The 13,528-nt window shown below is 39.1% G+C and carries 13 protein-coding genes; 10 read left to right on the top strand and 3 right to left on the bottom strand.

Features of this window, described 5'->3' with window-relative positions:
* Nucleotides 1–500: 500 nt before the first annotated feature.
* Together BUA96_RS16160 and BUA96_RS16155 are read left to right on the top strand one after the other, a co-directional pair.
* Nucleotides 501–911: a DUF2141 domain-containing protein gene (locus tag BUA96_RS16160; protein WP_072984894.1), complete on the top strand. Its 411-nt coding sequence runs from the start codon at nucleotides 501–503 to the stop codon at nucleotides 909–911.
* Nucleotides 912–1,005: 94 nt separating this feature from the next.
* Complete coding sequence (locus BUA96_RS16155) at nucleotides 1,006–1,965, top strand: LysR family transcriptional regulator (RefSeq protein WP_072984892.1); 960 nt, start codon at nucleotides 1,006–1,008, stop codon at nucleotides 1,963–1,965.
* Nucleotides 1,966–2,025: 60 nt separating this feature from the next.
* Here BUA96_RS16155 and BUA96_RS16150 read toward each other — a convergent pair whose 3' ends face one another.
* The 3 genes from BUA96_RS16150 to BUA96_RS16140 all read right to left on the bottom strand — a co-directional run bounded on the left by BUA96_RS16150 (nucleotide 2,026) and on the right by BUA96_RS16140 (nucleotide 3,722).
* Nucleotides 2,026–2,223 carry a hypothetical protein gene (locus tag BUA96_RS16150; RefSeq protein WP_072984890.1) on the bottom strand — a complete coding sequence of 66 codons (198 nt, stop codon included), beginning with the start codon at nucleotides 2,221–2,223 and terminating at the stop codon, nucleotides 2,026–2,028.
* 137 nt (nucleotides 2,224–2,360) lie between these two features.
* Nucleotides 2,361–3,161: a TIGR00266 family protein gene (locus BUA96_RS16145; protein ID WP_072984888.1), complete on the bottom strand. Its 801-nt coding sequence runs from the start codon at nucleotides 3,159–3,161 to the stop codon at nucleotides 2,361–2,363.
* Between the two features lie 105 nt (nucleotides 3,162–3,266).
* Nucleotides 3,267–3,722 (bottom strand): DUF4442 domain-containing protein, encoded by a 456-nt coding sequence (locus BUA96_RS16140; RefSeq protein WP_072984886.1) that lies wholly within the window; start codon nucleotides 3,720–3,722, stop codon nucleotides 3,267–3,269.
* 145 nt (nucleotides 3,723–3,867) lie between these two features.
* On the opposite strand from BUA96_RS16140, the gene BUA96_RS16135 reads away from it, so the two are divergent.
* The 8 genes from BUA96_RS16135 to BUA96_RS16100 all read left to right on the top strand — a co-directional run bounded on the left by BUA96_RS16135 (nucleotide 3,868) and on the right by BUA96_RS16100 (nucleotide 13,521).
* Nucleotides 3,868–4,389, top strand: coding sequence for a DUF4870 domain-containing protein (locus tag BUA96_RS16135; protein WP_072984884.1), 522 nt, complete (start codon nucleotides 3,868–3,870; stop codon nucleotides 4,387–4,389).
* A gap of 104 nt (nucleotides 4,390–4,493) precedes the next feature.
* Nucleotides 4,494–4,838, top strand: a complete 345-nt coding sequence (locus BUA96_RS16130; protein ID WP_072984882.1) for a PadR family transcriptional regulator — start codon at nucleotides 4,494–4,496, stop codon at nucleotides 4,836–4,838.
* On the top strand, nucleotides 4,831–6,597 hold the full coding sequence (locus tag BUA96_RS16125) for a PspC domain-containing protein (RefSeq protein WP_072984880.1): 1,767 nt from the start codon (nucleotides 4,831–4,833) through the stop codon (nucleotides 6,595–6,597). The genes BUA96_RS16130 and BUA96_RS16125 overlap by 8 nt, the downstream gene beginning before the upstream one ends.
* A gap of 65 nt (nucleotides 6,598–6,662) precedes the next feature.
* Complete coding sequence (locus BUA96_RS16120) at nucleotides 6,663–7,397, top strand: head GIN domain-containing protein (RefSeq protein ID WP_072984878.1); 735 nt, start codon at nucleotides 6,663–6,665, stop codon at nucleotides 7,395–7,397.
* A 142-nt stretch (nucleotides 7,398–7,539) separates the two neighbouring features.
* Nucleotides 7,540–8,451, top strand: coding sequence for a geranylgeranylglycerol-phosphate geranylgeranyltransferase (locus tag BUA96_RS16115; RefSeq protein ID WP_072984876.1), 912 nt, complete (start codon nucleotides 7,540–7,542; stop codon nucleotides 8,449–8,451).
* Between the two features lies 1 nt (nucleotide 8,452).
* A complete protein-coding gene (locus BUA96_RS16110) occupies nucleotides 8,453–9,043 on the top strand; it encodes a Maf family nucleotide pyrophosphatase (protein WP_072984874.1) in 591 nt (196 codons plus the stop codon).
* A gap of 149 nt (nucleotides 9,044–9,192) precedes the next feature.
* On the top strand, nucleotides 9,193–11,691 hold the full coding sequence (locus tag BUA96_RS16105; protein WP_072984872.1) for a PIG-L family deacetylase: 2,499 nt from the start codon (nucleotides 9,193–9,195) through the stop codon (nucleotides 11,689–11,691).
* Between the two features lie 108 nt (nucleotides 11,692–11,799).
* Nucleotides 11,800–13,521 (top strand): sodium:solute symporter family protein, encoded by a 1,722-nt coding sequence (locus BUA96_RS16100; protein WP_072984870.1) that lies wholly within the window; start codon nucleotides 11,800–11,802, stop codon nucleotides 13,519–13,521.
* Nucleotides 13,522–13,528: the final 7 nt, after the last annotated feature.

The following is a 13,528-nucleotide window of genomic DNA, read 5'->3' as shown; positions in this document are numbered from 1 at the left end:
GGCAAAGATACCACCCTTTTCCTTTATAAAACAAGCTTTTTTTAAACTTTATTTCTTAGCGCCGCCAAAAGGTATCAATAACCTCTAAGCGAACATTTGTTTTCAACAAACAACCTATAAGCTTACCTTAAGATTGTTTACTTGATCTATATTTCTATGAACATAAAACCGTTTTTTATATCCGATTTTGGAGGCGCAAATATAGAACGATTATCTAACCCCACAAGCACTTTTTTTAAGTATTTTTAAAATAATTTTCTAACACCTTGTTTACAAGAAGTTACATTCTTAAAGTTTTTGAAAAAAGTTCTTTCTGCTGCAATTGGAATGCTTCGGCAGTCGAACAAATAACAAAACAAAACTCTTCCGCTAGGGTATTTTCACCTTTTTGGGTCTAAAAAACAATTCATCATTATAATATGACAACTGGGTAGTTCTATTTACTCATAATTCTACAGCGCTTTTACATTTGTTTCAGTATTCATTTAAAAATCACAATCATGAAAACAACAGTTGTACTATTAATGACTTTTATTAGCTTAATCAGCTACTCTCAAGAAACTAGCTCTATCACGGTTACTATTAATAATGTCCCCAACGACAAAGGCGTTGTAGGTTATGGACTTTATTCAAAAGATAATTTTATGGTAGCTGCTCCGGTTAAAGCAGCAGAGAGCAACATCACCAACAGTAAGACTACTGTGACCTTTGAAGATGTTCCGCTGGGCACTTACGCTATCTTATGTTATCACGATAGTAACGGAAACGGCAAAATGGATTTTGAAACTAACGGAATGCCTACCGAAGCTTACGGAGGATCGAATAACGTCATGACTATGGGACCTCCACGATGGGAGGATTGTAAATTTGAATTGACTGAAAAACCTGTGGAGTTAGAAATTAGATTCTAAAAAAAGGCAGGTAACTATTATGGTCTGAAATTCATTTATAATTATATAGAGAAAATCAATATGTCGCCCTATTTTTGAAATATAATTAGACACTATGACGATCACACAATTGAAATATGTTTTGGCAGTCGCCGAAAATCAAAACTTTACTAAGGCTGCGGAAAAGACATTTGTCACGCAGCCTACGTTGAGTATGCAAATTCAGAAATTAGAAGATGAGCTGGACATTTTGATTTTTGACCGAAGCAAAAAGCCTATAGAACTTACTGATATAGGAAGCAAAATCGTTACACAGGCACGTAATATTGTCAATGAGGCCAATCGTATTTCTGACATCGTTGACCAGCAAAAAGGTTTTATTGGTGGCGAGTTTAAACTTGGTGTTATCCCAACGGTGATGCCCACCTTACTCCCTATGTTTCTTCGGAATTTCATTAACCGATATCCTAAGGTTAAACTGAAAATCGAAGAATTGCCTACAGATACTATTGTAGAACGCTTAGCCGAAGGTCATCTTGATGCGGCAATCGCAGCTACTCCGCTTCAGCTTGAAGATATAAAAGAGCGTCCTTTATATTATGAGCCTTTCGTTGCTTACGTTCCTGCAAATCACGCACTGCATAATATTGAAAAATTAACTACCGCAGATTTAGATCTTAATGACATGCTGTTATTAGAAGATGGACACTGTTTTAGGGATGGAGTTGTCAATCTATGCAAGACCAATCGCAATTATGAAGAGGAGACTTTTTCATTAGAGAGCGGAAGTTTTGAAACTTTAGTAAGGCTAGCGAATGAAGGACTTGGTATGACACTTTTACCCTACTTGCATACTTTAGACATTAAAGACGAGGAGAAAAAGTATCTGCATCACTTTAAAGAACCAGCACCTGCTCGCGAAGTGAGTCTCTTGTATCATAAAAGCGAATTGAAAATGCAAATTATTGAAGCGTTGCGCGCTACAATTGCCGGGGTAGTTAAAGGAGCTATAACCTTTCAAAACGTACAAATTATTAGTCCGTTGCCACAAACGCAGGGAGCGTTTAGAAAATAAAGAAACTATTAGTTATTAAAAAAGCGACTCAAAATTGAGTCGCTTTTTTAATATTTAGTGCTAAGCGTTGAGATAAATCATACATTGATTAAGGTCTGGATTTGTTTTTACCAAATCTTCAATCCATTCTTTCAATTCCTCAATTTCATACGGTAGTAATCGCTTTGCTGCTTTTTGTAGTTCCTTGCAAAAAAGTACACTGTCAAAACTTACTTTTTTAAGAATAGTTTTGGTGTACTCAAACATTGCTCTTGCCATATTTGATTAGTTTAGGTTAAAATTTTTGTTAGGTAATTTTGGGCTATAAACAGGTTTTTTTAGGAATTCCGTTAAAAATAAGGCTTTAAATCAAAATAATATGTTAAAAATTTAAAATCCTATCGCTTTCCTAGAAGTTAAAATCTATTATCCCCATCAAGCAAATCCCCTAAACCTCCTAAGATGCTGCCTTCTCCTTTATCTTTACCTCCCATTTGTGGAGCAGCAGCCCAAACGCGTTTTGCTAATCGGCTAAAAGGTAACGACTGAATGTAAACCGTTCCCGGCCCGGTCAAGGTTGCAAAGAATACTCCTTCCCCACCAAAAATGGTATTTTTAATCCCGCCAACAAACTCGATATCATAGTTAACCGTGTGGTCAAAACCAATGATACACCCGGTATCGACTTTTAGTTTTTCGCCAAGACCTAATTCTTTTTTATAAGTTGTTCCGCCAGCATGAACAAAGGCCATCCCATCGCCTTCTAATTTTTGCATAATAAACCCTTCTCCACCAAAGAGTCCGCGACCTAGTTTTCTTGAAAATTCAATTCCTATAGACACGCCTTTAGCAGCGCATAAGAATGCATCTTTTTGACAGATAAACCTTCCTCCATTTTTAGTCAGATCAATAGGGATAATTTTACCGGGATACGGTGAGGCAAAACTTACCTTTTTCTTCCCTACAATATCATTATAGAACACCGTCATAAACATGCTCTCACCGGTAAGCAACCGTTTGCCTGCCCCAAAGATCTTATTTAGTAAGCCTGAATCGTTTTTAGAACCATCACCAAATATAGTTTCCATCCTGATCCCGTCTTCCATCATCATAAACGTGCCGGCTTCAGCGATAACTCCCTCTTGAGGATCGAGTTCGATTTCTACGTATTGCATTTCTTCGCCGTAAATCTGGTAATCTATTTCGTGTGCTGTCATTGTAATTTGATTTTTTTTGATTTGATTGATACTACTTAATACGTAAGTGAATCGATTAAATTGTTACAAGCAATCTAAAGTCTTTAAACCAACCGTGCACTTTTGTCAGCTCTTCACCTTTACTGTCCACTCAAAATCAAAAGTACTTACCACTACTCCATCTTCATTCATTCCTATACTTTGCATCCAGAATGTTTGCCCTTCGCCGGTGGCAATTGTCTTTTCAATTGCATCGGCGATTTTGTGACCGTCATTACAGGTAAATATGATCTTGCCAGTAGCTTTTTTGGTAAAAGAAGCTTTATTGTTGGCTACAAGCATAGAGATCTTTTTACCGCTTTCTTTAATTTGATTGATCACCATCGCTCCCGTACTTAACTCTGCAGCCATCCCTTGTACTGCCCAAAACATCGAGTTGAATGGGTTTTGATTAATCCATTTATGCTTAACGCTCGTCTTACACGTAGTTTCTGAAATCTCTTTCACACGCACACCGCACAACCAGGCAGAAGGAAGCTTAAACATTATAAAACTGTTGAATTTACTAGGGGTAAGTGCCATAATTAAAGTATTAGTTCTTTCAAAAATAGGCTTAAGAAATGAGTTTGCTAAATTTTTATTTTGTTAATAAATAGTTAAATTTAAGTACTATGCAATGCAAAATACCTGCTTTTGTATATATATTTGCATAAGAAAATAATAAGCAATGGAAAACAGCATAACCACCGGACAAAAAAATACAGCCACATTTATTCACTTATCTGTATTTACTCAATTTATATTTCCGTTAGGAAATTTTATTGCGCCACTACTTATTTGGGCGGCTTTAAAGCGTGATTCGATATTTGTAGATAATCACGGCAGACGTGCTCTTAACTTTCAAATGAGCACTTTAGTCTACGCAATAGGTATTGTTATTATTTCGATACCCTTTATTATTTATCAGATAGTAAACATTGTAGACACTCAAGGCTATTTTGACCTAGAGACTCAATTTGACCATTTTGTATTGCCCAATGCCGCTGCTAGCGGATTGATCATTACAGCCTTAGTCTTTGGTCTATTACTATTGGCTTTATTTGTAGTCACCCTCTTTTCTGTAATCTCTGCAGCGGTAAGCGCCAGCAATGGTGAAGACTACAAGTACCCATTAACTATAAACTTTTTAAAACCTCGTTCTGTTTCTCCTGTAGATTCAGCTTCAGACTCATCAACTGAAGTCAGCTAGGTTCATTTTAATACCGAGTGAAAATCACTCAAAACAATCAATTTAATTATTCCACTATGTGGACAAAAAACGAACAGTTATTAATCGCTTAACAATGAGAATCTATGAAGATTGAAAACACAAAGGCGCAGATGCGTAAAGGTGTTCTGGAGTATTGCATTCTTTCTATTTTAAAGGATGAAGATGCTTATGTAGCTGAAATACTAGACACACTTAAAGACGCTAAGTTGCTGGTAGTTGAAGGTACTATTTATCCCCTACTTACCAGACTTAAAAATGCCGGTTTATTGAGTTATCGCTGGGAAGAATCAACCAGCGGACCACCGCGTAAATATTATGGTTTAACCGAAACCGGAAAGCTCTTCTTAAATGAACTATCATCAACTTGGGACGACCTTCAGAAAGCCGTTCAACTGGTAACCACTCAAAAATCAAAAAACAATGAATAAGACAGTTAATATTAATCTCGCAGGCCTTTTCTTTCATGTAGATGAGCACGCCTATGCAAAATTGCAGCGCTATTTAGATGCGATAAAACGCTCTTTTACCGATGCACAAGGCCGTGAAGAAATCATTCAGGATATTGAAGCCCGCATCGCCGAGCTTTTTAATGAACGTGTTAAAAATGAACGTCAAGTCATTGGTATTACCGAAGTTGATGAAGTAATCAATATTATGGGGCAACCTGAAGATTACCGTATTGACGAGGAACTTTTTGAAGACGAACCAGTACACAATACTTATAGCAGCACTAAATCATCTTCAAAAAAGCTGTATCGCGACACAGATACTTCGTGGATTGGTGGTGTATGTACAGGTCTTGGCCACTATTTACAAATAGATGCTGTTTGGATCCGTATCGCTCTGGTATTATTAACCATATTTTCGTGGGGCGGATTCATATTGATTTATGCGGCTTTCTGGATTTTTGTTCCAGAAGCGCGTACCACTGCCGAAAAATTGGAAATGCGGGGAAAGCCCGTCAACATAGACAATATTCAGCGTAAAGTAAAAGAAGGATTTGACACCGTTGCAGATTCTGTTAAAAATGTTGACTATGTTAAGTATGGAAACAAAGCTCGTAAAGGAGCAAATTCCCTTGCCGGTACGCTGGGCAAGATCATCATGTTTATCTTAAAAGTCTTTGTAAAGTTCATAGGTATTCTATTAGTACTTATAGGTGGCTCAACACTTATTGGTTTATTTGTTGGCCTTTTCTCTGCAGGAACGTTAGATTTTCTTGATGGTAGTATTGCAGATTACGTAGATATGGTCAACACCTCAGGCGCTCCCCTATGGTTATTGAGTTTACTAACCTTTTTTGCAGTGGGAATTCCCTTTTTCATGCTCTTTTATCTGGGGCTGCGCATTTTAGTAAATACATTAAAACGTATTCCTGTTGTTGCTAAATTAACGATGCTTGGTGTTTGGTTTGTGGCGATAATGGCACTTGCAGTTTTAGGTGTACGACAAGGAATGGCTACAGCAGTAGAAGGCGAGTCTGTGGTTTCTGAAGTACTTCCTATAAAAGCCGGCGACACCCTAAGCGTAAAAATGATCACTCAAAATCAATATGGGGCGTACAAGTACCATAACGACAGCTGGAAAATTCGTACTGATTCCGAAGGAAGCAAAGTATTGTATAACCGTGATGTGAATTTAAGTGTTCAAAAAAGCGACTCTCCTGAGGCAAAACTTATGATCAGAAAGTCTGCTCAAGGAAATTCTTACGACGCCGCTCAAGACCGTGCTGCCAATATTGTATATCATTTTGAAATGGATGGAAACACGTTGCTTCTTGATAACTATTTCATTAGCGGAATCAAAAATAAATACCGCAGTCAGGAAGTAGATTTAATTCTTGCCATTCCTGAAGGCACTGTATTATTCACCGATAAAAACATCGAGAGTTATCACAGAAACAGATATTCAGATTTATTAAATTATGAGCACGTGGGTTACCATACACTTATGAATGATGCTGAATTGACCTGCCTTGATTGCCCCGAAAAACCTATTGAGGAGTTCGAAGAACTAGAGGAGATTGAAGAATCTCAATGGAAAGCTGATGAGGCAGAACAAGACACGCTAACAACAGGAACTGTATATGAATATAAATCTGAAGCCAAGCCCAAAAAAGATGGGGTTGCTGTACGACCAGAAGTTCAAAACGATACAGTTTTAAAAGTGTTAGACACAATCAACTAAGCAAACTCAAGGAGTATCGTATCCTTTAACGAAACCAGTATAATATCAATCAAAAATCAACAGTTATGACTACATTAATTAAACTTTTCATCAGCGGTTTTGCCGCCCTAATGCTCACTTCTTGCAATTTTAATTTGCAAATGGGACAAATTGAAGGTAACGGTAACGTAGTTACTCAAGATCTAAATCTTACCCAAGATTTTACACGTGTGCACAGCAGTAATGGTTGGGATGTAGTACTTGAAAAAGGCAACAGCTACAAAGTAGTTGCAGAAGTAGACGACAATCTTTTAGAATATCTTGACGTGCATTATGAAGGAAGCACCTTACGTATTGAATCTACAGACAATTCAAATATTGGTAATGCAAGCTCAAGACTCATTCACGTAACTTATGTACAACCTTTAGAAGCCATTAAAGCAAGTAGCGCCTCTAATATAACCGCAGCAGAGGTGCTTACCGGCGATAAGATCAATCTTGATGTGTCTAGCGCAGCTACGGTTAAATTAGGCTTAGATATCAGAGATGTTGAAGCAGATGCTAGCAGCGCCGGAACGCTTAGCCTAAATGGTCAGGCACAACGTCTAGATTTTGATGCAAGCTCTGCTGCTACGATCAATGCAAAAGATCTTAAAGCTGAATTTTGCAATGCCGAAGCTTCTAGCGCAGGAAGTATACGCACCTATGTTTCAAAAGAAATCACCACAAATGCTTCAAGCGGTGGAGATATTGACTATTGGGGCGAACCTCAACAAGTTGCGGTTAACGAGAGTTCGGGAGGAAGCGTTAGTAAAAAGTAGCAATCTGTTTTGCTAATAACGCCGATCTACGCCTATTAGACAAATTGTCTAGGATTAGCAGAAACCCAACAATATGTAAAATCCCTTTTGGTACCGTCCATAAGGGATTTTATTATATTTGAAGCTTTTCAAAAATACACCGTTGACCTTCTTCAAATTTATACGTTATAAAAACTTGCTTTTAATAGCACTTACGCAGATTTTGGTGCATTATGGCTTTTTAAAAGCACTTGATCTTCCTACTGCACTTTCTGATCTCAATTTTTTTATACTTAGTCTTGCGACCCTATTCATCGCTGCTGCCGGGTATATCATTAATGACATTCAAGATGTGGCGATAGACCGTATTAACAAGCCTAATAAAACCTTTATCCCTGCACCTTTTTCTCAAAATAGTGCTTTCAATTATTATTTGGTTTTAAATATCAGCGGCGTAGGTTTAGGATTTCTTTTAAGCTACCGAATGGGCTTTGGTAATTTTGCCACGCTTTTTGTACTGATCTCTGCCCTACTCTATGTATATGCTAATTTTCTAAAGCGCGTACTGCTCCTTTGTAATCTTATCGTAAGCGTAATTGTGGCTTCGGCGATTGGTATCGTGATGGTCTTTGATGTCATCCCCGTACTTCAGGGCAACGAACAACAACTTGTCAATCCGCTTTCGGTGCTTAAAGATTATGCAGTATTTGCGTTGATGCTCAACTTTCTTCGGGAAATTATTAAAGATATTGAAGACGCTAATGGCGACTATGCAGCAGGTATTCAGTCGTTACCCATTCTTTTAGGTTTGGAGCGCACGGCGAAGCTTTCGGCATATATTGCTGTCACTTACATCTTTACCGTTCTGGGTTATATATATGTGTATTTGCAAGCCAACGTCTGGATCTCCTTGTATCTTGTTATCGCGGTCGTCATACCCTTAGTTTTCTTCTGTATTAAAGCACGCTATGCCGAAAAACATAAACACTACAGCTTTCTCTCAAAATTATTAAAGTTGATTATGCTTCTGGGAATTCTATCTTTGGGTGTGCTTACACTTACTTTAAAATATTAATATGTTACAACCCCTACTTCGCAACAAAAAACTCATTTTGGCCTCGCAATCGCCGCGTCGTCAAGAACTGCTCAGATCTTTAGAAGTTCCTTTTGAAATAAGGCTAAAACCTATTGACGAAAGCTACCCTGACGGAATGCAGCCTGCACAGATCGCTGAATATATCGCCAAGAAAAAGGCTGAAGCTTTTAGTGCGCAGCTTACCGCAGATGAGATTTTGATCACCGGAGACACTTTAGTTTTTAAAAACAATAAAGCTTTAGGAAAGCCAAAAGATGCTATCGAAGCTAAAGAAATGCTTCAGTTGTTGAGCGGCACGCATCACGAGGTGATCTCTTCGGTTTGTGTGACTACCGCGCAACAGCAATTAGTCGCACACGATTCTGCTAAGGTGTATTTCAGAGCCTTTACCGCTGCTGAAATAGCGCATTATATTGAAACATATAAACCTTTTGACAAAGCCGGAGCATACGGAATTCAAGAATGGATAGGCCACATCGCCCTCCAGAAATTAGAAGGTTCGTATAACACCGTTATGGGCTTACCTACACAAAAATTATACGATTTGCTTCAGGAGCTTCTTGCGGCGTAATTTTTGATACAGCTTCAGCAAAAAACCTAAGGATTTCTACGATACCACTGAAGTTTTGTATTTTGTTAAACAAACCGAAAACCAAAGTATCGAGGTAGCGTTTTAGCTATCTTTGAACGTGATCCTTCAACTACAAAACATCCTAAAATATGCGCTTTTTATTCGTTTTTCTATGCTGCATTTCGCTGCAATTACAAGCTCAAAAGCCAAAAAAGCCCACTTCTTCTGAGATTTTTGAGCAAATAAAAAGTCTCAATTTTTTAGGTACCGCACTTTATCTGGCGGCACATCCCGATGATGAGAATACCGCAATGATCTCGTATCTCGCAAATGAGGTTCACGCAAGAACGGGTTACCTTTCGCTTACACGTGGTGATGGAGGTCAGAATTTAATTGGTCCAGAAATTAGAGAACTTCTCGGAGTGATTCGTACACAAGAACTGCTTGCAGCACGCCGTACAGACGGCGGCGAACAACGTTTTACCCGCGCAAATGATTTTGGCTATTCTAAAAATCCAGAGGAGACATTAACCTTCTGGGAGCAGGATGAAGTTTTAAAGGATGTGGTTTGGGCCATTCGCAATTTTCAGCCGGATATCATTATCAATCGTTTTGACCATCGTTCTCCCGGAAGCACGCACGGGCATCATACGCTTTCTGCGATGCTGAGCGTTGCTGCCTTTGATAAGGTTGGCGACCCCAATGTATTTCCCGAGCAACTGGAATTGACCAACACTTGGCAGCCTAAACGTCTTTTTTTCAACACCTCTTGGTGGTTTTATGGAAGCCGTGAAAAGTTTGAAGCAGCAGACAAAAGCAATCTGGTTTCAGTTGATGTAGGAAGCTATTATCCTGCATACGGACTCAGCAATACGGAGATTTCTGCATTGAGTCGCAGTCAACACAAATCACAAGGTTTTGGTAATACCGGGACTCGCGGAGAACAAGTTGAGTACCTCGAACTTCTTAAAGGAGATCTTCCGGCAAATGGAAATCTTTTTGAAGGAATTGATACCAGCTGGAATCGTGTTCAGGGCGGAGCGGCTATCGGTGTTATCTTGATGAATGTTCAAAAGAACTATGATTTTCAGAATCCATCAGCGAGCCTTCCGCAGTTGATCAAAGCCTATGATTTGATTACAAAATTAGAGGATTCGTATTGGCGCACTTTAAAAACCAAACAAATCACCGAAGTTATAAAAGCTTGTGCCGGTTTGTACCTCGAAGCCGCTACACACACCCAAACAGCCATTGCGCAACAAAATATCGTGGTAAGTATTGAAGCTATAAACCGAAGCCCCTTTCCTATACGCTTAGAACAGATCTCCCTGCTTCCTGAAGAGAAAGAATTTAAGACGGCTATTGATCTCGATCAAAATGAAACCTTCAAAACAGATTTGAATATCAATACCGGAAATGCTGCGCTCACCACTGCCTATTGGCTTACGGAAGAAGGCTCAGTAGGAATGTACAATGTAGACGATCAAAAACTGATAGGTTTACCCGAAACACCACGAAAATTCAAAGCGGTTTTTCAATTGACTATGAATGATGTTAGCATTCCAGTCACAACTGAATTAGTCTACAAATACAATGATCGTGTGGATGGCGAAGTCTATGAACCTTTTGAAATTGTGCCAAAAGCTTCGGTAGCAGTAAAAGACCCGGTTATTATTTTCGCGGATGCGCAGCCAAAAATCATTCAAACAGATGTAACTGCTTTTATTGATAATTTGGAAGCAAGCGTTGCCTTAAATGTTCCTGCAGATTGGAAAGTAAGCGCTCCTCAAAAAATACAAATAAGTCAAAAAGGAGAAACTAAAAGTCTATCCTTTACCGTCACTCCGCCTAAAAATGCCAGTGAAGGCGAATTACAACCTGAGTTGACCATTAATGGTGAACGAATTACTGATAAGGTCGTAAAAATTGATTATGATCACATCCCGCTACAAACCTTGGTTTTACCATCACAGAACAAATTAGTACGTCTGGATATTGCAAAAAAAGGCAGTTACATCGGCTATATTGCCGGCGCCGGTGACGTGATTCCAGAGAGTTTGCGTCAGATAGGGTATCAAGTTGCCGAAATAGCTCCGGTAGAAATAACCGCAGAAAATTTAAAGAATTTTGATGCGGTGGTGATGGGCGTGCGCGCCTATAATGTCGTTGAAGAACTACAATACAAACAGCGTATTTTACTCAACTATGTTGAAAACGGCGGAACTATGGTCGTACAATACAACACCGCACGTGGTTTTAGCTTTGAAAATTTAGGTCCGTACCCACTGCATTTAAGCAGCGATCGCGTAACCGATGAATTTGCCGATGTTACTATTTTAGATCCTGACGCTGAAATTTTAAATTATCCCAACAAGATCACAGATAAAGACTTTGAAGGTTGGGTACAAGAACGCGGTTTGTATTTTCCTGACACCTATGATGAGGCGTATAAGCCTGTCCTTTCTATACACGATAAAAACGAAGATCCCAGCGAGGGAAGCTTGCTCATCTCAAAATACGGGAAAGGTCACTATATTTATACGGGTTTGAGTTTTTTTAGAGAACTTCCCGCTGGCGTTTCCGGAGCATATAGATTGTTTGCTAATATGCTTTCAGTGGGTAAAAACAACGAGAAAATAAAACAATGATGCAACCTAAAAAAGAAGGCTGGTCAAAATATTACACCTTGGTTTTGGTGATGAATGCCGTTTATATCGTGCTGTTCTTTTTATTAATGAATTACTACACCGCTTGATATGCAAACAATTGACTGGATTGTACTGGTAGTGACACTCGCATTTATTGTGTTGTATGGGGTTTACAGAACCCGCGGTCGTCGCAATGTTCAGGATTATATACGCGGTGGTAACGAATCAAAATGGTGGTCTGTAGGGCTTTCAGTAATGGCTACTCAAGCCAGTGCGATCACATTTTTATCTACTCCCGGGCAAGCCTACAATGATGGTCTGGGGTTTGTTCAGTTCTATTTTGGGTTACCCATAGCCATTATTATTATCTGTATATTCTTTATTCCCATCTATTATAAGCTGAATGTTTATACGGCTTATGAATATCTAGAAAGCAGGTTTGATCTCAGAGTACGGTCGCTAGCTTCTGCATTGTTTTTGCTATCGCGCGGCTTGGCAGCAGGGATCACGATCTTTGCTCCATCAATTATTCTTTCGGCGGTTTTAGGATGGGATTTAAATACGCTGAACATCATCATCGGGTTGCTCGTGGTTATTTACACGATTTCCGGCGGAACAAAAGCCGTAACGGTTACCCAAAAACAACAAATGGGAATTATTTTCTCAGGAATGTTCGTTGCGTTTTTTCTGATCATAAGTTATCTACCCGAAGACATCAACTTTAACAACGCGTTAGAAATTGCCGGCGCAAGCGGAAAGCTTAACGTGCTGGATTTTTCTTTTGATTTTGAAAACAGATATACTTTTTGGAGCGGAATTCTAGGCGGAACTTTTTTAATGCTTTCTTATTTTGGAACTGACCAAAGCCAAGTGCAGCGCTATCTCAGCGGAAAATCACTACGCGAAATGCAGCTGGGTATGATCTTCAACGGACTCTTAAAAGTGCCTATGCAGTTTTTTATTCTTCTGGTTGGAGTGATGGTTTTTGTGTTTTATCAATTTAATCCTACACCGCTTAATTTTAACCCCGCAGCGACCAAAGCTGTTCACGGGACTCCATTTGAAAAAGAATATAATGGTTTACAGGTTAAGCTCAATGAATTACGTTCTGATAAATCAGAATTGAGTCATCTGTTAGCGACTGACCCGCAGGCAGAAGTTACCGCGCAAACAGGTAGCACTGTAAGCGCTAAAGCAGCACTGGCTAATATCAACAACGAGGAAAATAAATTGAGGGATCAAGGACGTATGCTCATTGGCCTTGCCGATAAAAATGTGGAGACTAACGACAAAGATTATGTATTCATTCATTTTATCCTCAACAATCTTCCGCGGGGATTAATCGGATTGCTACTTGCGGTTATTCTATCTGCTGCAATGTCTTCTACTGCTTCAGAACTTAATGCGCTGGCGGCTACTACAACGGTTGACTTTTACCGGCGTAATCTTAAAGAAGATCGGGATGAAGCCCACTTTGTAGATGCTGCAAAATGGTTTACCCTCAGTTGGGGGATTCTCGCCATTTTGATCGCGTGTACGGCAAACCTTTTTGATAATCTCATTCAGCTGGTTAACATCATTGGTTCTCTATTCTATGGGACCATTTTAGGGATTTTTATGTCTGCATTCTTTATCAAAAAGATCAAATCCCGTGCAGTATTTATTGGCGCTATCGTTACCCAATTTATCGTATTTGCGTTGTTTGGTCTTGATAAATTTGAAATCATCAGACTGCCTTATTTATGGCTCAACGTTGTAGGTTGTGCTTCGGTGATCGCTTGGAGCCTTTTGATTCAAAGCACCTCAAAAACTGGTACGACTGCCGCTTAACGAAAAA

Source organism: Leeuwenhoekiella palythoae, assembly GCF_900130045.1.
GTDB classification, from domain to species: domain Bacteria; phylum Bacteroidota; class Bacteroidia; order Flavobacteriales; family Flavobacteriaceae; genus Leeuwenhoekiella; species Leeuwenhoekiella palythoae.
The sequence above is the reverse complement of the archived record's forward strand: the minus strand, read 5'-3'. Positions and strand labels throughout refer to the sequence as shown.